The following is a 22,280-nucleotide window of genomic DNA, read 5'->3' on the forward strand; positions in this document are numbered from 1 at the left end:
CTCCTAAGTTTTCCTATTGTTAATTGTTTTTTATTGGTTTGTTGTGATTTCTTTTCTCTACATCTATTAAATAATGGTTTAACTTTCGCCTAGATTCTATCATTTCTTCCTTTGACCATTGCCGAAAGCCCATTCCGGACTTAAAACCAAGCTCTCCCTTTTCGACCATTTCTACTAATAATGGAGAAGGCTCTGTTGAATTTTCAAGATGTTTTAGTAGATAATGATGAATGGCTAGGGTTAAATTGGTCCCAACCATATCCGCATTTTCAATAGGCCCCAGCACAGGAAGTCTCATCCCAAAACTATATTTAATCGATTCATCAACAGTTATTGCATCAGCAATTCCATTTTCAACAATTGATATGGCTTCACGCCATAAGGCATGCTGCAACCGATTGGCAACAAATCCTGGTACATCTTTATTCACCCGAATTGGATGTTTACCGACTGCATTTAAAATGTTAATCGTGCGCCCTATCACTTCTTCTGAAGTGTCCTCCGTACGCACAACCTCTACTAACGGTATTAAAAACGCAGGATTCCAAAAATGAGTTCCTAGGATTCGGTTCTTTAATTTAGCTTTTTTAGCAATTTCTGTAATACTCATAACTGATGTATTTGTTGCTAAAATAACATGAGGATCACAAATCCGATCCAATCTCTCAAAAAGAGTTTGTTTTAAGTTCATCTTTTCTGGAATGCACTCTACAACTAAATCAGCATCTTCTATTGTTTTTTCCAAATCATTCGAGACCTGTATTCGCGCTAACGTATCTTGTGCTTTCTCTATCGAAAAAGACTCTCGATCTACCAACATACGTAAATCTGAGTCTACTTTTTTTATAACCTCGGCCTCTGTATCTTCAACAGAATATATCGCAACAGCAACCCCATAGTTAGCAAATACTTGTGCGATACCGGTTCCCATTAACCCTGAACCACAAATGGCGACTTTTCTAAAATTCGTATTCAATCTGTTCCCCCCTTGGCCGATAGCCTCCTATTTTTTAACCAGCCAAGTATCCTCCGTCCACGTATATGGTTGTTCCTGTTATAAAGTTACTAGCAGATGAGGCTAAGAAATTGCATACTCCCACATAGTCCTCTGGTTCACCTAATCTTCCGATTGGAATTCGCGTCAGAAACTTCGTTCTTGCTGTGTCATCCGTAAACATCCACTCTGTTAGATCAGAACGGAAAACGGTTGGCCCTATGGCGTTCACATTAATTCTGTATTCTCCCCACTCACATGCCAGTGATTTTGCCATCAAATCAATTGCTGCCTTCGAAGGGCTGTATGCTGTATAATTTTTCATACCAAGTTTTCCTCTAGTGGATGAGACAAGAATGACTTTTCCACCTCTGCCTTGGTCCTTTAATATTTGCCCGACCTTTTTACAGTACAACCATGTCCCTTTAATGTTGGCATCCATTATTGCTTCCCATTCTTCAGTTGGCTGTTCTAAAATAGGCTTTGGATTATTCATTCCTGCCGCACAAAGTAAAATGTCAATCCCACCAAATTCTTTAACCGTTGCAGCAACAACATGATCAACATCACTTTCTATTATTGGGTCCCCTATATGATAGGCACATTCTAGTCCTTGAGCTTTCATTTCATCATAAAGAGATTGAAGTTTAGACTGAGTTCTTGCTGTGAGCATCACCTTTGCACCAGCATAGGCAAAGCCCCATGCTGCAGCTTTTCCAAGTGCTCCAGTTGCACCTGTTACAATCGCAACCTTTCCTTTAATATCATAAAGATTATTCACAAAGTCTTGATTCACCACAAAAATCATCCTTTATCAATTTTTAGTAATTAACAACCACCAGCATTGTGGCTGGTTCATTTGTTTCGTTAATAATCGACCTACCTTCAAAAGGTGGGATAAAGATGCTATCATATTTTTTTAAGACCACTCTCTCCGTCTTTGTTTCTATGACAACTTCCCCTTCTAACACCACATAGATTTTCTCACTTGGTGAATCTTCATAAGCATAGTCAGCTCCACCATTAGGAAGAAAATGAGTCATTCCCATCCAAAACTTAGTAGCCCCTGTTTCTTCCGTGCCGTGTAACTTTAAAGTGGAACAATCAAAATGTAATAGTGCTTTATATGGATTTACTTCGCTGAATTTAACCGCTTTCATTTCCTTCACCTCCTTTCAAGAACGATTTTCTATCTTTACCTACTTTGTAAGTACCGAACAAATAGAAGCAACATTCTCTTTACACTTTTAGTAATGCAAGTTGCGTGCCAAATCGATATTTTATAAGTTGAAAATTTGTTAATCCCTTATCATTCAATGTTTTAACCACCTTAAACTATGCTGAAAATAATTATGATTAAAAAATAAACCTGATACAAAAATGTATCAGGTTCTTGTCTCTATTACTCTAGTATTAAGTATTTCTAGTATGTTCTTTTAATTGATACATTTTTGTATCAACTGATACAAAAATGTATCACCCATTTAACTTTACCATTCTGTTATACCTAAAGATTTTGCTTTTCTTACTACAGTTGGCTGCGTAACACCTAGAACCTTTGCTGCCTTGTGGGTACTGCCGTATTTTTTTAGTGCATTGCAAATAAGTTCTTTTTCTACCTTTTCCACTGCTTCTTTTAAGGAAAAAGTTTGTTGCACGAATTGATTTGAAGTGCTATCTTCCCCTAATGTTAAGATCACTTTATCAACATTTATGTATTGATTATCCCCAATGATCACTAGCCGCTCAATTGTGTTTTCCAATTCTCTAACATTTCCTGGCCAATGATAGGTGGTTAGAAAATCAGCAGTTTCTGGGTCTATTTTTTTCTGTTTATTATATCTTTTATTAAACTTTTCAAGAAAATAATGAAGCAACAAATAAATATCGTCTTTTCTGTCCCTTAAAGCTGGTATTTTAATTGGAATTACATTCAATCGATAATATAGATCTTCTCTAAATAATCCTTCTTTTATTTGCTTTAAAATGTTTTGATTGGTTGCTGCAATGACCCTTACATCTATCTTTATTGGACGAGTGCCTCCAACTCTAGTTATTTCTTTTTCTTGAAGACATCTCAGGAGCTTAGATTGTAATTTTATTGGCATTTCACCAATTTCATCTAATAAAAGTGTCCCTCTATTCGCTAATTCAAACAATCCTAATTTTTCCTTTTGTTGCGCTCCTGTAAACGCTCCTTTTTCATAACCAAATAATTCAGATTCTAGTAGAGTTTCAGGTATAGCTGCACAATTCACTTTAATAAACGGCTGATCTTTTCTAGAGCTATGTTTATAAACCTCACTTGCAATGACTTCTTTTCCTACTCCCGTTTCTCCCGTAATTAAAACTGTTGCATCCGTTTGTGAAACCTGTTCAATTAAATTTTTGATGTGAAAGATCGCAGGAGATTGACCAATAAAATCTGTTTTGTTTTTATTTTCGTTAACGTATTTTAAAGCTTCATAATATCGAATATTTTCCTTTTCTTTTTCTTCAAGTTGTTCTTTTAATCGTATGAGCTCGGTCAAATCTCTCATAATCGTGTAAACTTGCTGTATTTCACCGTCATTATCAAAAATAGGGGTCCCTGTTAATAGAACCTTTTTCTTATTAGCTGTAACAGTTGATAAAATAGACACCTTTCTTTTCTCTTTTAATACTAATAATGAGGCAGAGTGACTAAAATATTTTTGATCAACAAATGTTTGTACATGCTTACCAACAATGTCTTTCTCGTTTATTTCTGTAATTTTTGAGTAGGCTTTGTTTATCCGGAGAACAAACCCTTTATTATCAATAACAATAATTCCATCTGAAACCTCATCACCAATATCAAAGCCATCGATAATAATAGGTTTAGACTTTATTTTTTGTTTAGGCGAGCCAACACTTCCACTTATACTAAAATAATAATCTTCCACTAGCTTTTGTAAAATGTCATTTTCCTTCATTTTTGTACAATTGGCGATCTCATGGAGCATCTTTTTATGGTCAGAACTGATTATAAGAGAAACTGTTTCTTCCATTTGTTGACCTCCTACTATACTCTTTTTAGGGTGCTGTTATTTTACGAGTTAGGATGATTTTGGTATCTATTATGTTAAAAAAATAAACGTAAGAGACCGTATGCTAAAAGCGGTCTCTTGTTCTAATTAATTGTTTATATGCAAATTTATCAAGTTCTCAACTTGTTGTTTTCTTTCTCCATTAATTCAAATTGTGTAAGCTCAGGAAGGTTCAAAGAGAATCTTTTTTCAAGCCACGCCTCTGCTTCTATAATCCATCTTGCAGCTTCTTGATAAATTTGGCTTTTCGCCTGGGCTGTAGCTTGATTGGATAGGCTTAAGCCATGAGGACCTTTTTCATAAATGTGAATTTCATATGGAATCTGTTTATCAGCAAGTGCATGAGCCATTCTTAATGTATGTTGAGCTGGAACTAAAGAGTCCTCGGAGGTAGCCCAAAGGAACATAGGTGGTGTGCTCTCTGATACATGCAACACTGGGCTTACTTCTTTAAGTGTTTCTTCATCAGGTTCTTTGCTACCTGTAAGGGCCAGATTAGATACTTCAAAGAGCTGTTGATCAATTGGACTTTTCGGAATTGAACGCATGAAAAGATAATCACTTAATGTGTATCCAAGAATGGCAGCTGCTGGTTTGAACATTTCTGGTTTTTCGGTGAAATATTCATGGATAATAGGCTTATCCCAGTATACGGAATACATGGCACAATTGTGAGCACCTGCAGAGAATCCGCAGATTGCGATTTTCTCTACATCTACTAGCCATTCCTCTGCATGCTCCCTTATCGTAAGCATCGCTTTACCTATTTCTCTCATAGGTGTAGGATGCATGCAGTTTTCATTCACTTCCATTTCTTTTTGAAAATCTGGAAAACCAAACTTTCCTCCCATATAGGTTGAATAACGGAGAACAAACGCATGATACCCCATGGCTGCAAACCTAAGTGCCACTGCTTCTCCTTCTCTATCAGAACAAGAAAGGTAGGCTCCTCCGGGACAGATTAAAATGGCAGGTCTTTTCTTTCCTCCCAATAATTCTGGTGAATCTGAAATCACATAGGTTGTTAAGGTCACATCTTCTCGATTTTCATAAAACGTAATCACTTCTGATTTCATGGTTTCTCCTCCTACAAATTTTCATGTTATGGGAAACGCTTTCAAAAATTTCAATACAAAAGTGTATAGAATACAAGTTTAAAACATGAAATGCCACTTTCTAAGACTATAGTATCGAAATATTCACTAGCTAGCTATTGCGAAATTTTGCACATTCTTTATCTATTTCAAAACATAATAAATTTTCCCATTAGAAAAGGAGATACTTTATTGTTCATATTCATAAAGTATCGTCCTCGACTATTGCAACTTAATTAGAAAAGAAGTTCATTATAACCAATATTTAGCTATTTATCGTAACCGCATTACTTTCTAGCTGGTTATTTACTAGTTTGTTGATACTATCAAGAATTTCATCGACTTGACTAGAAGTAATACCCGTCTCAGGAGTTACTTTGCATTCTCCAAATGTCATTCCCTTCATCATTTGGAAAGCAACATGTGGTGGCATTTCACCGTGCATAAAGTTCGTTAAATTTTGCTCTAATAAAGCCTTTGCTTCAGGATAGTAGATTAACTCCCCAAGGACACTTTCATGAGTAAATATCTTTTGATCTACTTGGGCTAACTGAAACGTAAAGAAATAGTCACCTGATCCGAGAGTAAACGTTGAACCTTGTTTTTCGACTCCATCTAATGTTACGTTCGTAGCTTGAGTAGGTAAGATGATGTCCCCCTCTGTATTAACTGGCACGGTAACCTTCAAAGTGACCTCATCTTGTTTAAGCTTCCATTCACTCATGACTTCTCCATAAAGTGTTTTATAGCTCGCTTTGACTTCGCTCATACCTAGTGAACTAATTTTAGGTGCAATGGTTACTTTCTTAAAACCAGGTGTCGTTTCATCAAAAGAAATACCTGCGATTGTATTGTGCATCCACTCAGCCACCGCCCCATAAGCATAGTGATTAAAGGATGTCATGCCAGAATCGTTAAACGTACCATCAGGATTCATACTGTTCCAGCGTTCCCAAATTGTTGTTGCACCACTTTTCACTTCAAATAACCACGAAGGATAATCCTCTTGTAGCAATAATCTTAACGCTGTTTCATGATATCCATATTTCGATAATACTGAACACAAATGTGGAGTTCCTAAAAATCCAGTTGTTAGGTGATAATCATTCGCCACAATCATACGGTGAAGTTCGTGTGCTGCCTTTTGTGCGGCATTGCCTTTTAACAGGTTAAATGCAAGTGGGATAATATAGCTTGTTTGAGTACCACCAATCACTTTTCCGTTTGCTGTTGTAAATTCCGCTTGAAAATCCGCAACAATTCTTTCATATAAAGCAAAGTACTCATCTGCATCTTTCTCAAATCCTAAAACAGATGCTGCTTTTGCTAAAATGTGTGTAGAATAAGCATGATATGCCGTTGCAATCAACGGAATTGGAGTTGCACCAACTGGTGAATGTGGGTCTCCATCAAGCGCTAACCAATCACCGAACTGAATTTTTGCTTCCCATACTGTTTCATTTGTTGCAAGGCTTCTTACTTTTTCCACCCAAGCCTTCATACTTTCATATTGCGTTTCAAGTATTTGCTTGTCTCCATACACTTGATATAAAGTCCAAGGAATAATCGTGGCAGCATCGTTCCAACCTGAAGCTACTTGATCTCCTGGTATAATGTCAGGAATAACAAACGGTACTTGTCCGTCAGGTTTTTGATCTGCTTTTAAGTCTAATAGCCATTTTTTAAAGAAAGATGCTCCTTGGTAGTTATAAAGAGCGGTTCCAATAAATACTTGCGCATCTCCAGTCCAACCAAGTCGTTCGTTTCGTTGCGGACAATCTGTTGGTACATCAACAAAGTTGCCTCTTTGTCCCCAAACGACATTACTATGTAACTGATTAATTAATTCATTATCAGTCATAAATTCACCAGTTCGCTCCATATCAGAATGAAGAACTTCTCCTTCAAACGAATCTAATGGTAAATCCTCTGTAGGGTATCCTTCTACTTTTACATAACGAAAGCCTTGGAACGTGAAAGTTGGTGCATAGGTTTCTTCTCCATCACCTTTTGTAATGTAAGTAACCTCTTGCTTCGCTGTTCGCAGATTTTCTGTATAGAAATTTCCCTCTTTATCAAGAACTTCCGCATGCTTTAACGTAATCTTTGTTCCCTTCGGTGCTGTGACACGCATTTTCATCCTACCAACCATGTTTTGTCCCATATCTAATACTTTTTCCCCGTTTGGAGTTACGATGTATTGGATCGGCTTAAGCGTTTCTGTCACTCGAACAGGCTCGTTTTCTTGTGCTACTAAATGAGCTGTAGGTTTTAGCGAACATTCTACAGGATCCCAGCCGTTATCATGAAAAGCTGATTCACTCCAGTTGTTCTCAAGTCTTGCATCATATGTTTCACCGTTGTAAATGCTTGATGATACAAAAGCACTTTTACCGGACTTCCACTCTTCGTTTGTTGTAAAAATTTCTTTTTTACCATCTTGATAGACTACATGTAATTCAAGTAAAGCTGATAGGTTTTCTCCATAGTAATATGGCTTATCAAAGCCCATACCCTTATACCAGCCATCAGATAAAAGAATTCCAAGGGCATTGATTCCTTTTACTAAATGAGCAGTGACATCATATGTTTGGTATTGTAGGCGGTGATGATAGCTAGTCCATCCTGGCGTTAATAAGGCATCTCCAATTTGATTACCATTCATATAGAGTTGATAGAGTCCCAAGGACGTCACATAAACTCGTGCTGAGCTAATGTCTTGTTCTAAGAAAAACGTATTTCGAAGGGCAAAGACATCTTCCTCCACTTCCTGATTTTTCGGTGAAATCCATTTTGCTTTCCAACTAGCATCCTTTAAAAAAGCAGTTTCAAACCAATTTGTAGTACTCCAATCAGTAGATCTTCCGTAGTTATCTGAAATTCTTACTTTATAAAAATATCGTGTGAAGGGTGTCAAAGGTTCCCCTTCGTATTGGATATGAGTACTCTGATCACTATTTACTTCATTTGAATCCCATACAATTCTAGTAAACTGCTCATCAAATGCTACCTTAATTTGAAAGGAAGCTTGTGTTGTGTTTCTTTTATCTGATTCAATCATCCAAGAAAATCTTGGTTTCGTTATGTCTATTCCTAAAAGAAATGGTTGGTATTCGCAAGTTAATTGACTGATTTTCAACATTATTTTCGTTCCTTTCTTACTCTGTTTGTTTCCATCATATCAAAACAAATAGAAGGAATTAATAGTAAAATAAAAGTAATGTACTGCTCGAATCAAAGATTTATCGTGAGTTGCTAAATTTTTATCTATTTTCCTATATTAATATTATCTAGACTATAATGTTTAGATCTTCGATTAGAGCAAAACACATCTTTGTTTTGACTATAGTTTTCTGTGTAAGCGTTTGCTACTATACGATTAACAACTTACAAGCGCTTGTTGAAAAATTATACAGATAAACATGATAAGGAGTGTGAAATGATGTCAGTTGAAACGAATGTAACTAGAACATCTGAGGTAAAAATAAATCAACCAGCTAAAAAAGAGGTAACAACTGCTTTTAAATGGTTCCATGCTACATCCCTTAATGGAGGACATATGCTGGTACTAGCCACAATTGCTAGTTACTTCTCCGTTTATATGACGGATACAGTCGGTATTTCAGCTGGAGCTGCTGCTGGGATCATGTTGGTTGCTACCCTTTGGGATGCAATTAATGACCCGATCATGGGTACGATTGCCGATCGAACGAATTCGAGATGGGGACGTTATCGACCTTATTTTTTATTTGTTCCAATTCTTTTTACTATTAGTAGTGTATTCCTTTTCATAAATCCAACTGGATTAGATACAACTGGTAAAATTGTTTATATTGGTGGTTTGTATATTTTAGTAAATATGTGTACAACAGCTTTAACCATGCCTCAAATGGCTGTTCTTCCTGCTGTTACGAAAAATGATAAAGAGCGTAACAGTGTCATTACTTTAGGTGCAGCATTTACCGCTATTGCCTTTACAATTGGATCAACCTTTACACCACAGCTTACTGGATTATTCGGAGGAAGTTATACACCATTAATGCTGATTTATGGTATTATCACAATCTTATGTTTTTGGGGATTGTTTACTACATCAAAAGAAAAATATATTACAACGTCAGCAAAAATTCCATTTACAGCAGATTTAAAGAAATTGTTTAAGCATAAAGAAATTTATCCACTAATCTTAGTATGGTGTTTAGCATCAGTAGGATATGGTTTTATGTTCGCTTCTTCTGTGTACTTTATGATGTACTATATTGGTAGACCAGATTTGATTTCATTTTATATGGGGATCATTTCAATTGGTGCACTCGTCTCTATGGTTGTCGTTATGCCAATTGCCTTAAAAATCTTTAAAACGGGTCATCAAGCTATGCTAGTTACTCAATTGATAACATTTGTTTTTTATGCAATCGCATTCATTTTCGGTGATAACTTAATCGTATTATATGTATGTTCATTTATCGCTACAGCTATTGGTGCCATGTCAAATGCATTGGTGAATATTTTAGTAAATGATACAATTGACTTTATTTATTTAAAAGAAAAAACTTCATTAAACGGTTCAATCGCTTCCCTTAAAGGCTTTGCCCAAAAATGTGGAAGTACTATTACAAACTCAGGGATTTTAGCTTTGCTTGCGGTATCAGGATACATTCCAGGAGCTATTGGACAGCAGCCTGATTCAACAATGTTCACATTAAATTTCGTTCGCTTTGGGATCCCTGCTATCATTTGCTTAATTATTGTGGTTTGTATGAAGTATTATCCTCTTGAAAAATATCGTCTAGAAATAGCAAAAATGAAAAATGATTCAAATGAGTAATCGTTTTGCACATTTCTTTGAAAACGCTATCGTATAATTTGAATTAGATTGTTATAAAAGTAAATTAATATATTCAATTTCATAAGAATAGCCCTTATAACCTAAGGTTGAAACCAAAGGTTTTAGGGCTTTTTTTGCATAAATTTAAAATCGTGCATTCCACACAACCTTTGCTTCACTTTTTTGCCAAGAGTTGGTCTAAAAACATTGAAATGCGCACCTTTCATTCTTCAATAAAGTTGCTTTAGCTTAAAGAAGTATATTCTTACTATTCATTAAGATTTTCATAGAACTCTTGCAGAATAGGTTCGATATTTGGCTCAGTAGTGTAATAAATATCATTAATCTGATTAGGAGAAAAGGTAAAAGTATCATCTTCTTGAAAGAGAGAAAGATTAAATAAATAACCAGTCCTACTCTCTTGATTTTCATCTGGAATGAAGTTTATTTCTTGTATTTTATATAAAAGGGCATCTATAATTTGTTTATCATTAACAACTTTTTTATCTCCAGTACTTCCATCAATAATTTCTATTTTGGTTACATCTTCAATATCTTTTTGGTAAAGATCAGATAAAGTAACGGGATCTGGCCCGCATGCAGCTAAAATGCAAACTAAGACGATGATATATATAAATCTTTTCAAAATATCCTCCCCTTCCCCTAATGATTTTACCATAATAATCCATATCTCATCCCGTACAATATAATGTTTTTTTGTAAGAAAAAGCATCGCCATAACGATCCTTTCTTTATCTATTGCGCTATTTGCCTGAAACTGTTTATTAGTGCAAAACAACTTATCATATTACTTATTTTTAATTTCTTCTAATAACGAAATGATCTTTTTGTTTTGCTCGATTAATGTATCGTTTTGATTTCTCATTTTCGTAAAATCGAAAAGAAATACTATTAGAATTATTGTGATAAAGAAAATCATTTATTTCACCTCAGATAACATTTTAACTACCCCATAGTACCGCAAAACAATGCCTTTATTTCTTCTTCTAATTATTTATATCCGTTAACTATTGCAGGAATAAATAAACTCAAAGCTAGGCAAATGACTGCAGCCAATTTCGTCTGTTTAATAGCTCGTTCATCCCCTAACTTTAAGTAATAGAAAAAGGATAAGCTGAAATAGAAACTAAGTACAATCAGTATTAGAGAAAGGATCTCAATCCAATTACCTGTGCCAGTAATTTTGTCCATTCAAACACCCACCACTCATTTTAGTTGCAGTTTTTAATTAGAAATGATCAACTATACAAAACTAATTATTCCAAAAATCACCATTTTACACAATAGATTTTCGGAATAAGCTATTTTTTTCAAGAATGGCGCTTGGTTTGTTGAATATTGCTATCATTTTTGGCTAATATTAAAATCTTGCGCTTTCAATTATGGAAAATCGTAAAGGAATGTAAGCATATAATTAATTTTCTTTATTTATAGGAAGTATGGGCTCATGCTCACTATATCTTGAATACGTCCAACCCTCATTTGAGACATCTGTACAATTCTCATCAATACATGTAAATATATAGGATTCTTTTTCGGTTTGAACATTAATTTCATAGTGAAAAATTGACGCTGGGTCAGCCACATTGAATCTACTAACCCCTTGTTTTATCGCATAAACGTTCTCTTTTGAGGCAATTTCTTTGTAATGCTCATTTTCTAATACCATTTGTGTCATTTCTCCCAAAATCTGTTGGTCATCTAAATTAGGGGCATAGGTGCTTTTAATATAGCTATTAATTCCTAAATAGAGATTTAAAACTAGGCTAGTAGAAAACAGAATGATAAGAATCATGACCTTTGGTTTCTTTATCATTTATATACCTCACTCACTTCTTAGTAAATTAACATTCTTTTATTTTTAGCAAATCATAGGCTTGCCTGCTTCGTTAGCAAAAGAACCCTTTTGCTTTGGCCTCACGAAGTACTCCTTGAACAAAATCTGTCTTACCTTTTGTATAAGAAACTCTATCAAATGGATATTGCGCTGCCAAATCAAGCTTTAATTGATGATATTGTTTTAATACATCATGATTATTTCTCAAATAGTTTCTAAACAGAATTTGATTGTTCCAATGTTCCCCCTCAAACTGATAAAAATGCAAGTGATGTGTACCAGCTCTCCACTGTCCCTTTCTGAAAAAGCGTCTTTCTGGAAAATCTGTATGATTCACAAATTCATAACCTACTTGTTGTAATGGTACAACGTAAGTTTTAATTATTTCTAAATCATATACTCCTATAGCTATATCTAAAATAGGCTTAGCACCTAATCCTATAACAGACGTACTTCCTATATGTTCAATAGACTTTACATTGTGATCTAATATTTCATGTAGTCTAACTTTTTCATCTTCAAACTGCTTCGACCAATTAATAGTGTAATCTTCAATTATTATTTTTTTATCCATTTTGGTTTCACCTTTAAAGCAGACCTGGGATATTGAATTGTTCCCTGTTTTTTACAATACTATTTTACAGAATGAACGGACCTTCTTCAATCTAACTTTAACAAGGAAAAACGCAAATGCTATGACACATTTGCGTTATGGTGCTACTTTAACATTTTTATTGTCATTTATTCAGTTGTTATGTGTAGGTTTTGTCCTATTTTCAAGAAATCGTATCAGCTCTTTGTTCACAAATGATCATTAAATATGGAAATTTTTTTAATTACAGCACTTGCTACAAATAAATTTAGAATTTCGTGAGGATCCATTAGATACCTGAAGCTAAAAATCAACGCAATATTTTTTCATTTTTCCTCAATTTTTCATAATAGATCCCAGAGATTGTCTGTGTAACTAAAAATACCGGAAACGAATATGAAAGTTTATATCCTTTTTGAAATGTTATAATCTCCATTTTCACAAAAATCCATTGGAAGAAGACCCCAATTAGTGCCCATCCTAGTATGTAGATGACTACGGTTTTCTTATTTATGTTTAAACCTTCATAAAAGTAAAAAAACAAATAGCCAAATGGAGCATAAAGTAGGAAATAAACAAGATCAAATACTTCGTATCTGTTTGAATCACTTACTCTATAAAAGTCAAGCAAGCCCCCACCAATGGTAAAATCGAACAGCATACCGATCGTAACACCCCAGAATAGACTTAATAAGGTTGCCCTTGGTGTGAATTTCTTAGGTAATAAAAAAATAATTAGATAGGCAAGTAAATTAAATAAAAGTAAAGAGACTTCATTCTTATCAAAGCTTTCCCAAAGCATCATTAACTTGTCACCTCTTTATTTTCCATTACGTTTACGCCTATTAAATATAGATAAGCAACAATGTTTAATAAGAAAAAGTAAATGAAATCAAATGCAAAATTCCAATTCATATATTTAGTCACATGAAAATAAATCCCGCCCAAAGCTAGTAGTGATAAAAATGAAGTGGATGAAAATAAGACGAGTATAAATCGATTGAAAGATTTTGATTTCTTAAGCAAATTCATCGTGATAACAACAATTAATGGAACAGCTATGCTTCTATTAATTAGAAATGATGTATAGTCCATTGGGTTAGTTGACAGCTTAATTAGTTTCAATTCCTCATATATAATCCAAGACCAATTCATACTGATTATTAAAGTAAGGAGAAAAACAAAAGAATTTTGCATAAACGAAAGGTTTTTTGGCATGAGCACGAAAATGAACGTTATAATCCAAGATACAAAAAAATAGATAGCAAAAACCATAAATATCACCCTTTAGCTTAAGTAATTAGCAACAATATTTAGATTCTCCTATTTACTTGTATATTATTGACACAAAACGATACTTAATCTATAAATCAGATAAATATTAATGAGCAACTTGATGAAATACCGTAAAAAAAGGAAGTTGTTTTATTCGGTTGGGTGTCTGATGCAGTACTGCTGCCAAAGTGCAGGAACGTGGGAAAAACATCATGAATAAAAACTGTTACCTCACAATTATAACCATTAACTTATTGAACACTTGCCGATGCTATTACGGCTATGCACCACATAATAAGTGTAAAAGAAATCGTAAGCCAAACTGTATTAACCGCAGTTTTTTCTTCATTCTTAACCTTTTTCATTATCGTTACTAAATTCAAACAAAATATGATGCACAATATAGGCATTAAAAACCAGCCTATATATAGAGATGCAATAATCATTTATTTCTCTCCCATTGTTAAGTATTGCTGTTACTATCTGTCTACGCAATTTTTCGTACATAGCAATTTTTGTAAGATCGTATTATTTTTTATTTTCCTTCTTATATTCGTATGGTTCCTTCGCCCAATAATAAAACAAAAAAATCAAGAACATGATAAAACAAATACCTATATTGTCTATCCACTTAATCTCTTTTTTCACTATTAATTGCCAAGTAGTCAAGACTACAAAATGTACTAAAGGAAAGCTAATGCTCTTTACAAACATATTGGTAATCAGTCCCCTCGTATGTTTATAATTAGTTTAATAACTCTAATTTCAACTTATTTACTTCGCCCGGAAGTTTAATTGTATTTCTTCACAAATTCATCCTTTTTTAACATAATTATCCATGTGTCATTTTTTGCATATACCCTATTAAAAGCAACCTCCAAAAATCTTGAACAGGTAGTTTCACTCAACAGTATAAATTTGATTAGACAAAGTACAAAGACTCCGAAAAGTGAAAGGGTGAAAGGAATGATTGTTAAAATTGAATTTAATTATGAAACCGATACATAGTATATGACTTGCCCCTCAAAAATAGCGAAAAACCTCCGAAAATTACAAAGTGATTTTGATAAATGGCTATATAACAGAGAATGCAATCATCCTTATTGGGAATTAGCTTATATAGACGAAGAGGGAAATGAGTTTTATGGAGTTTGTTTCAATGCAGATGCTTTTGTGTATTGGCTTAACAAAGTAAGGTTTAATAAAGGTAAAAAAGTTGGAAGACTGATAGATATTCCAAACAAAACACCTAAAAAAACGATTAAGTTCTAATATACACTTAATTCAAAAGTAGACTGTTATATTCTTTCACTGAACATACACTCTTTTGTTATCTGTGATCGTGATTTAGGTAAAGCAACCCCTTTATTTAAGAAACTACTTATTCAAATATCATATACTAATCAGCTATTGTTATTATTACGTAAATCGTTTAATTCAGGAATATGCTTATAAATACCTGATAGCTTATTTAAAATCTCTAATTTAACTTCATTCCCACCTTCTCCCGTAATAGCTGTATTAACAAAACCATAAGTTATTTTCAGCATCCTCTTCTGTAAGATTGTTAATAGCACCTAACATAAAATCAAACCTATTTAAATTTGAAGTTTCTTTCATCATTAACCTCCACTTCATTTTGCATTTTATCTTGACCGTTTAAGGTCTAGTACATTTCCAAATAAGTTTTTCTAATATCCTAATGTTTTTAACCTACGTTAGATACAGAATAAAAAGAAATAATCCCTAACACGCCAAACAATTGAATAATAAATCCAACTGAACTACAAATCAAACCCGAAGTTGCTAATCCTCCTCCGATGTAACCTGTTTTTTCTATTTCTTTTAGAGCCTTTCTTGCTATAACAATCCCGATAACCCCCAACACTAAGCCAAGAAATGGTAAAAGTATGGAAAGAATACCTATGGATAAGGAAATTACAGAATGACTACTTGTTTTAGTTTTTCTATCCATCAGAATTTACACCCCAATTCCCCTATAACATAAACTCTTCTACCAAGTTGATTTTAGTGGTTAGCTTTTATAATACTTATTATACTTTAACATATATATCCAAATTAACAGCTTGCTTTGATCAGCAATTTTGCCTGTTACACTAAAACACATTACACATTTGTGCTTTGAACATGCTCAAATATGACTATTTCTAAATGGTGAACTGCATATATATCCAATATAAAGAAATACCTCTCTAAATAAAAAAGGGGTTTGGCTTTTAAAGGACTTATATTGCGTACTTGGGGTAGGTGAGGAATATGCTTGCATACCAATATCTTTTGCTATAAAGATAGCACGTTTCATATGTAATGGGTCACTTACAATAGTAAATGTTTTTAGTTTGTTCATTAACGCAATATCATAGGCATATATGAGATTTTCTTCGGTAATTCTCGATTTTGTTTCTATTAAAATATCCTTTTCTTCTATACCATTTTCAATTGCATAATCTTTAGCAACTTCTGCTTCAGTATAATCATTTTCACTTCCTTTACCACCAGTAAATATAACTTTTTTTACGAATCCATTCTTATAAAGCGATATATTAATTCCCATTCAACACATCCTATCTAGTTACCCTAAAAGGCACAATGTAAATTAAATAATAGAATAGTTATCAGAGCATAACCAAGTTCATGAAAAGTAGTAACGAAGATTCATGTCAAAAAATAATAAAAAATTCCATAGTCATCCTTCCATGTCTACTTTATCTCAAAATTTCTCACAATTATATTTTACCATATATATCCTATTCTTCTTTGGATTTTACTAAAAAAAGATTGCTTTTCCCCATACCCTAATGCGTGTGAAACTGACTACACCATTTAATAGCTACTTTACAATTTAAAATGGTATAGTTAAGTAGTAGTGTACAGTTCCATATTAGAGACTACTACCTACATTTTTTCACTATATTTTTTTTACTTTAATAAAAAACTTAGGAGGCATTCCTATATATGATAAAAAAAGATTCTAAAGAAAAAATCCTTGAAATTGCCTCAAGGCTTTTTCAATTACAAGGGTATCATGCAACAGGTTTAAACCAAATTATAAAAGAAAGTGGCTTACCGAAAGGTTCACTTTATCATCATTTTCCTAACGGGAAGGAAGAATTGGCCATTGAAGCTGTAAAATATACTAGTTTGTATATTGAGGAAAAAATTAAATCTTTTTTTGAAAATGAGTCAAATCCAATAGCGGCTATGCAATCTTTTATTATTGATACTGCAAACCAGTTTAGGAAACCTGAGGACATTAAAGGCATTCCTATCGGTTTACTTGCATGTGAAACAGCTTTAATAAATGAGCCTTTAAGACTAGCATGTATGAACGCATTTCATAACTGGGAGCAACTGATTGTGAATAAGTTTAAAGAAGCGGGTTATGAGCAGGAGTTAGCTGAGAAAGCTGGGATTCTTTTTAATTCTTTAACTGGGGGCGGTATTATGCAATCCATTACAAACAAGGACCCTCGCCCACTTATAGCAATAGCAGAAGCAATCCCATTACTTTTCTCAAAAAAGGGGTAGAATGTCCTGTAGAATGTTCTCCCTCTTTACCCTACAATTAGACAGACCGGTCTATTTTAGTTAACGAGAGGAGAAACAATAATGACTACACAATTATTTCAAGGAATACCACAAAAAAAAGTTGCTTACTTGTTAAAAAATGGAGAAGGTAAAAGATATTTGTTTGGAAGACAAGTTGCTACTGTGATGGCAGATGCTCTAAGTACAGATCACATTTTTGAGATGGTCTTACTTTCTGGAGGAAAGGGAGATACTTTCCCTTTCCACAAACACAATAAAACTTTTGAAGGTATATTAGTACTAGAAGGGAAACTTGAACTTTCAATTGATGATGAAATGCATCTCCTATTGCCTGGTGACTATGCTCATATTCCGCCTAATACAATACATAGTTATTGCATGAAGAGTCATAGAACAAAGTTTGTCTCCTATACTACAAAAGGTAATCTTGCCAATCTTTACTCGATTATTGGTGAACCATATGACAAGGTTGAATATCCACCACATGTAAAAAGTGAAATTCCAAATGAAAAATTTCAAGACGCTACGATAACGACTGATATTGAATTTTTCTTTGAGATGAAACATGGTGGAAATGCAAAGCTTGTGGAGAATAATGTAGTTCCTAGTAAGTTGGCTCCATATGTTTTAGAAAACGGAGAAGGAGATCGCCTATTAACTGGCGATCAGCTACATAGGATTATTGCAACTCAAAAGAATACTGATGGACAATTCATTTTAGTTTCCTCTGAAGGTCCTATGGGTGAAAGAATTGTAGATCACTATCACGAGCATCATACTGAGACATTTTTCTGTCTTGAAGGCCAGATGACTATGTGGGCAAATGGAGAGGAAATAAGAATGAATCCAGGTGATTTCTTACATGTACCTGCTTTTACTACCCACTCTTATAGATTAGATTCTCATTATACGAAAGTGATTGGGTTATTAGCTTCTGGATTATTTGAACCTTTTTTCCGTATTTTAGGTGACCCTTATGAGCATCATATATTCCCTAGTGAACCTAAACCCTTGAGATTTGATCGAGTATTACAAAATATTGACATGCTAGATTTAAAGCTCGCTAAGGATCTGTCAATTTAACTAAAGAAACGAACTACTGGAAGGGAAAATGTGATTTCACCCCTCCCTTCCATAGACAAATAAATGGAGGTACATATGATTAGACTTAAAGGTTCAGATAGCGAGAAGCTCATTTTCTTGCTTTCTTTTACATTAGTTATCTCAGTTATGAATTCTACTATGTTTAATATGGCAGTCCCTACGATAACGAGAGATTTTAACTTACAGCCTTCTGAAGCAGGATGGATTATAACAGGATATATAGTGGTCTATGCAATTGGAACAGTTATGTACGGCAAGCTTTCTGACAAATTTAAGTTGAAGAATTTGCTAACGTTTGGACTAAGTCTTTTTGCGATTGGCTCAATCATTGGGTTTACTGCAGTCAATTTTGAAATCACCGTTTTCGGCAGAATATTGCAAGCAGCCGGTGCTTCTGTGATGCCAGCTACATCCCTGATCATTCCATCAAGGTACTTCACTCCCGAAACAAGGGGGCGTGCCTTAGGAATCGTTTCAGCTGGTACAGCTTTAGGAACTGCAATCGGGCCTATAGTAGCAGGGCTTGTAACAAGCTTTATCAACTGGCGGTATTTATTTGTTATTTCACTTTTATCATTAATCACTTTGCCCTTATTTAGAAAATATCTAAAAGACGAAATACAAAAACCACATGTAAAAATCGATATGCTTGGAGCTTTTTTACTTGCTGGTACACTCTCACTACTTCTTCTAACTATTACACAAAAAACAGTATTGTTCGCAGCCACTGGTATAATATTTTTAGTTCTGTTTATTTGGAGAATACGAAAAGCAGAACAACCATTTATCCAAACCTCAGTATTTAAAAACAAGGAGTACTCAATAGCAATATTAATATCAGCTTTAAGTACTGGTATAGGCTTTGGAATTCCTTATTTAACACCTCTACTTTTACAAAATGTTAACGGAATTTCTCCATTTATGAGTGGATTAATTATGTTCCCCGGAGCGCTTACAGCAGCATTATTAGGAAAAAAGGGCGGACAATTAGCTGACTATAAAGGCAATACATACTTAATATACACAGCATTATCATGTTTTTTCATCGGATACTGCTTTCTTTCCACACTTTCTGGGCTATCAACCTATTTTATAATGCTTGTCCTAGTATTTGCATGTACAGGCCAAACTTTCATACAAATAGGTCTTGCAAATACTGTATCTAGTACTCTGTCAAAAGATCAATCTGGCATTGGGATGGGAATTTTTATGATGACAAATTTTATTGCGGGTTCCATTGCTACTACTTTGATTAGTGTAGCAGTTGAAAAAGAAACAGATACTATTCAGTTAAATCCTCTTTTAATCAATTCAAAGGGTTTAATTTATAGTAACATCTTCGCAGCCCTAGGAATAATTGTTATTTTAATTTCTATTATATATATGATTACCTTTTCTAGTATCTTCTTAAACAAAGTAGAAAAAAAGGTATATCGAAAAATATAAACTGGATCATATATATTCTAATAAGCTAGTGTTTGATATCGAATGATAATATACCCTTTGCCAAAAGGAGTTGCCTCAAAGACAACTCCTTTGATGATTCTTATTGACCCAAAACATAACCTCCTAATCTGTACGCACAACATAATCTGTTACTTTTTCATGCTTATCAAAATCAATGACTAACCATTCACTATCAATAGAAATAATCCCTCTTTCATCACCAAGATAATACACAATATTTTTCTCATTTTTAAAATATTCTGTGTCAGTTGGCGGACCTAACAATGTTATAACTTCACTTTTAGTCATTCCTTTTAAATTATACGTGCTTAGTAAGTCATCAACTATGTACACTCTTTCTGACATACTTCCAACCCATTTTTTTGTTGTGAAGTTCGTTTTATATTCATTTATCCCTAACATCACCGTACAGACGATAAAAGGAATAGTACCCATAATTATTATAAAGTTGAGGTTCTGCTTTGCTTTCCTATCATTTTTTATATCGACTCGTTTCCTTATAATGAATATAGTTAAGAGAAATAGAATAAATGGTATGAGAATAGCAGGAACACTTATATAACTATACGAAGAATGTGCAATACTAATAAAAAGGATGTAACCTAGATAAAGTAGCCCATAAAAATATCCAAATAAAATAGAAAAGCAACCAAACCTATATTTGTTATGTTTCATCTTTATATCTCCTATACGAAATGTCCTATTTACCCTATGAAATTTTAACATAATTATCCAAAAAATGTTACACCGTATTGGATTCAAATATCGATAGTTGAGGTGTACGCTTACACAGCCTGCAATTCATTGAAATTGGATTTTGACAAGTTGGACCATCAAACAATCAAAGCACTTACCTTTATACAGGATAAGTGCTTTGATTGTTGATGAATGTTTATTTTTACCTCTTCATCGCATCGACTATTAAAGATGGGAAAACCATTCTTTCTCCTTGATTTCGTGGATCATATTTTTTAGAACGAAAAATGACTCCTTGAGATCCATCCCAATCTTTACAATGAAAAATACCATTACTATCACAATATTCAAGTATGTTAACCTCAAATCCCGCTGATTCAAACATTCTAGTCAAAGTTTTATAATTATGAACGATTTTATGACTAGCAGCTGGGTGGTTTTTTGGACCAGGACCACCTATTTTAATTATATTTTGATACTCATCATCACGAAAAAATCCATCTGGAACTGCACAACGAATATATCCATTTGTTTTAAGATACCTATAGCAAAGCTTTGCTGCAGCAATTCCTTCTTCATAAGTAAGGTGTTCCCAAACATGTTCCGCAAGAATCGCTGATAAAGAATTTTCATTGTAGCTATTTTCCCACGTGGAATGATCCAATAAATTTAGTTGATCTTCCTGAGTATGTATCCATCCTGGATTATTATTATATTCACCCGCTCCAAGAACAACTTTTATCTCTTTTTCTTGTAACACCATAGATTCTATCCTCCTAAATATGCTAATAGCTATTAGTTAGAGATATTTTATATCATTCCAACCATACAAAATTTCTTTTACCTTAGCTCCGCCGATCTCCACCTCAGTTGAATCTAGAATTATACCTCCAATTGCTTCATAGAATAAACAGGATTTATTTCCTTCTACTACCCATACAACTAAAGAATCTATATGTTGGACTTGCAAAAAATGGACTACTGCTTTGAAAAGTTTCCTGCCGATTCCTTTTCTTTGATACTGATCAAGTAGATAAATAGCGTACAATTCTCCTTTGAATTGATCATAATTTCCTGTTCTTTCTTTGCCTCCAGAAGCAAAACCAATAATGTCCCCACTTTCATTTTCAGCAACAAATACTCCACCGTTAGGGATAACCTGTTTCCATAATTGTTCCTTCTTTTTGTATGATAGACTTTCTAAGTATTTATCTGATAACAAGCCATTATATGTTGTTTTCCAGCTATCTATATGAACCCTAGACATAGGAATAACATCTCTTATTTCAGCAGCTCTTATTTTCATAACCTTCTCCTTCAATTAAATAATGTTATAATTATCTCGGTGTTAATGCCATGAAAGATCCTGGGGTCAATTCTTCACTCTCAATGACAATCGCCGTTAATCCTGTCTCAGACTTGGTTTCATGCCATTCTCCTTTTGTCCAAAACACAGCTTCTCCTGCTTGTACTTCAATGTATTCTTCATTATTAGATCTAACGCTACCCTTGCCGTTTACAATAATTAAAAGTTGAGGAATCACAGCTTGATGAAATCCTATTACACCATTCTCCTCTAAATACATACATCCTATATGAGCAGGTTTGAGTGTGTTAATAACACGTGACATAATAAAATCAGAATGAAATTGGTTTATTCTTTTCCCGACACTTTTTTTAAATGAATAAATCTCCATTAAATTTTCTCCTAGTTTTTTAGATTAGATATTATTC

At 33.9% G+C, this 22,280-nt stretch carries 24 protein-coding genes; 4 read left to right on the plus strand and 20 right to left on the minus strand.

Annotated features, from left to right (window positions below; genetic code table 11):
• Positions 1-19: 19 nt before the first annotated feature.
• From D9842_RS08035 to D9842_RS08060, 6 genes are all read right to left on the minus strand, one after another.
• Positions 20-976 carry a 3-hydroxyacyl-CoA dehydrogenase family protein gene (locus D9842_RS08035; RefSeq protein WP_121662081.1) on the minus strand — a complete coding sequence of 319 codons (957 nt, stop codon included), beginning with the start codon at positions 974-976 and terminating at the stop codon, positions 20-22.
• Between the two features lie 34 nt (positions 977-1,010).
• Positions 1,011-1,790: an SDR family NAD(P)-dependent oxidoreductase gene (locus D9842_RS08040; RefSeq protein WP_121664989.1), complete on the minus strand. Its 780-nt coding sequence runs from the start codon at positions 1,788-1,790 to the stop codon at positions 1,011-1,013.
• A gap of 25 nt (positions 1,791-1,815) precedes the next feature.
• Positions 1,816-2,154: a cupin domain-containing protein gene (locus D9842_RS08045; RefSeq protein ID WP_121662082.1), complete on the minus strand. Its 339-nt coding sequence runs from the start codon at positions 2,152-2,154 to the stop codon at positions 1,816-1,818.
• 330 nt (positions 2,155-2,484) lie between these two features.
• Positions 2,485-4,023 (minus strand): sigma-54 interaction domain-containing protein, encoded by a 1,539-nt coding sequence (locus D9842_RS08050; RefSeq protein ID WP_212138285.1) that lies wholly within the window; start codon positions 4,021-4,023, stop codon positions 2,485-2,487.
• A 149-nt stretch (positions 4,024-4,172) separates the two neighbouring features.
• Complete coding sequence (locus tag D9842_RS08055; RefSeq protein WP_121662083.1) at positions 4,173-5,138, minus strand: alpha/beta hydrolase; 966 nt, start codon at positions 5,136-5,138, stop codon at positions 4,173-4,175.
• A 283-nt stretch (positions 5,139-5,421) separates the two neighbouring features.
• Positions 5,422-8,298, minus strand: coding sequence for an alpha-L-rhamnosidase (locus D9842_RS08060; protein ID WP_121662084.1), 2,877 nt, complete (start codon positions 8,296-8,298; stop codon positions 5,422-5,424).
• Between the two features lie 297 nt (positions 8,299-8,595).
• Here D9842_RS08060 and D9842_RS08065 point away from each other — a divergent pair, with 297 nt between their 5' ends.
• The gene (locus D9842_RS08065; protein ID WP_218975605.1) at positions 8,596-9,984 is read left to right on the plus strand and encodes an MFS transporter; all 1,389 of its coding nucleotides are present in this window, start codon (positions 8,596-8,598) and stop codon (positions 9,982-9,984) included.
• A gap of 268 nt (positions 9,985-10,252) precedes the next feature.
• Here D9842_RS08065 and D9842_RS08070 read toward each other — a convergent pair whose 3' ends face one another.
• The 10 genes from D9842_RS08070 to D9842_RS08120 all read right to left on the minus strand — a co-directional run bounded on the left by D9842_RS08070 (position 10,253) and on the right by D9842_RS08120 (position 16,284).
• Positions 10,253-10,723 carry a hypothetical protein gene (locus D9842_RS08070; protein WP_257536012.1) on the minus strand — a complete coding sequence of 157 codons (471 nt, stop codon included), beginning with the start codon at positions 10,721-10,723 and terminating at the stop codon, positions 10,253-10,255.
• A 69-nt stretch (positions 10,724-10,792) separates the two neighbouring features.
• Positions 10,793-10,924, minus strand: a complete 132-nt coding sequence (locus D9842_RS26290) for a hypothetical protein (protein WP_257536013.1) — start codon at positions 10,922-10,924, stop codon at positions 10,793-10,795.
• A gap of 71 nt (positions 10,925-10,995) precedes the next feature.
• The gene (locus D9842_RS08075; RefSeq protein WP_121662086.1) at positions 10,996-11,196 is read right to left on the minus strand and encodes a hypothetical protein; all 201 of its coding nucleotides are present in this window, start codon (positions 11,194-11,196) and stop codon (positions 10,996-10,998) included.
• A 223-nt stretch (positions 11,197-11,419) separates the two neighbouring features.
• On the minus strand, positions 11,420-11,821 hold the full coding sequence (locus tag D9842_RS08080; RefSeq protein ID WP_121662087.1) for a hypothetical protein: 402 nt from the start codon (positions 11,819-11,821) through the stop codon (positions 11,420-11,422).
• Between the two features lie 73 nt (positions 11,822-11,894).
• Entirely contained in the window at positions 11,895-12,416 is a 522-nt protein-coding gene (locus D9842_RS08085) for a GrpB family protein (protein WP_121662088.1), read from the minus strand.
• 328 nt (positions 12,417-12,744) lie between these two features.
• A complete protein-coding gene (locus tag D9842_RS08090) occupies positions 12,745-13,239 on the minus strand; it encodes a hypothetical protein (protein WP_121662089.1) in 495 nt (164 codons plus the stop codon).
• Positions 13,239-13,709, minus strand: a complete 471-nt coding sequence (locus D9842_RS08095) for a hypothetical protein (protein ID WP_121662090.1) — start codon at positions 13,707-13,709, stop codon at positions 13,239-13,241. The genes D9842_RS08090 and D9842_RS08095 overlap by 1 nt, the downstream gene beginning before the upstream one ends.
• A gap of 1,403 nt (positions 13,710-15,112) precedes the next feature.
• A complete protein-coding gene (locus D9842_RS25780) occupies positions 15,113-15,259 on the minus strand; it encodes a hypothetical protein (protein ID WP_162987361.1) in 147 nt (48 codons plus the stop codon).
• A 158-nt stretch (positions 15,260-15,417) separates the two neighbouring features.
• Positions 15,418-15,684 carry a DUF4190 domain-containing protein gene (locus D9842_RS08115; RefSeq protein ID WP_121662094.1) on the minus strand — a complete coding sequence of 89 codons (267 nt, stop codon included), beginning with the start codon at positions 15,682-15,684 and terminating at the stop codon, positions 15,418-15,420.
• A gap of 177 nt (positions 15,685-15,861) precedes the next feature.
• Positions 15,862-16,284, minus strand: coding sequence for a YdcF family protein (locus D9842_RS08120; protein WP_121662095.1), 423 nt, complete (start codon positions 16,282-16,284; stop codon positions 15,862-15,864).
• 401 nt (positions 16,285-16,685) lie between these two features.
• On the opposite strand from D9842_RS08120, the gene D9842_RS08125 reads away from it, so the two are divergent.
• The 3 genes from D9842_RS08125 to D9842_RS08135 all read left to right on the plus strand — a co-directional run bounded on the left by D9842_RS08125 (position 16,686) and on the right by D9842_RS08135 (position 19,829).
• Complete coding sequence (locus D9842_RS08125) at positions 16,686-17,258, plus strand: TetR/AcrR family transcriptional regulator (protein ID WP_121662096.1); 573 nt, start codon at positions 16,686-16,688, stop codon at positions 17,256-17,258.
• A gap of 81 nt (positions 17,259-17,339) precedes the next feature.
• Positions 17,340-18,362: a quercetin 2,3-dioxygenase gene (locus D9842_RS08130; RefSeq protein WP_121662097.1), complete on the plus strand. Its 1,023-nt coding sequence runs from the start codon at positions 17,340-17,342 to the stop codon at positions 18,360-18,362.
• A 75-nt stretch (positions 18,363-18,437) separates the two neighbouring features.
• The gene (locus tag D9842_RS08135; RefSeq protein WP_121662098.1) at positions 18,438-19,829 is read left to right on the plus strand and encodes an MFS transporter; all 1,392 of its coding nucleotides are present in this window, start codon (positions 18,438-18,440) and stop codon (positions 19,827-19,829) included.
• A 123-nt stretch (positions 19,830-19,952) separates the two neighbouring features.
• On the opposite strand, the gene D9842_RS08140 is transcribed toward D9842_RS08135, so the two are convergent.
• From D9842_RS08140 to D9842_RS08155, 4 genes are all read right to left on the minus strand, one after another.
• Positions 19,953-20,525, minus strand: coding sequence for an outer membrane protein assembly factor BamE domain-containing protein (locus D9842_RS08140; RefSeq protein ID WP_162987362.1), 573 nt, complete (start codon positions 20,523-20,525; stop codon positions 19,953-19,955).
• A gap of 223 nt (positions 20,526-20,748) precedes the next feature.
• Complete coding sequence (locus D9842_RS08145; protein ID WP_121662100.1) at positions 20,749-21,309, minus strand: class I SAM-dependent methyltransferase; 561 nt, start codon at positions 21,307-21,309, stop codon at positions 20,749-20,751.
• Between the two features lie 36 nt (positions 21,310-21,345).
• On the minus strand, positions 21,346-21,852 hold the full coding sequence (locus tag D9842_RS08150) for a GNAT family N-acetyltransferase (RefSeq protein WP_121662101.1): 507 nt from the start codon (positions 21,850-21,852) through the stop codon (positions 21,346-21,348).
• 31 nt (positions 21,853-21,883) lie between these two features.
• On the minus strand, positions 21,884-22,243 hold the full coding sequence (locus D9842_RS08155) for a cupin domain-containing protein (protein ID WP_121662102.1): 360 nt from the start codon (positions 22,241-22,243) through the stop codon (positions 21,884-21,886).
• Positions 22,244-22,280 lie beyond the last annotated feature (37 nt).

The organism is Metabacillus litoralis (assembly GCF_003667825.1).
GTDB lineage: Bacteria > Bacillota > Bacilli > Bacillales > Bacillaceae > Metabacillus > Metabacillus litoralis_B.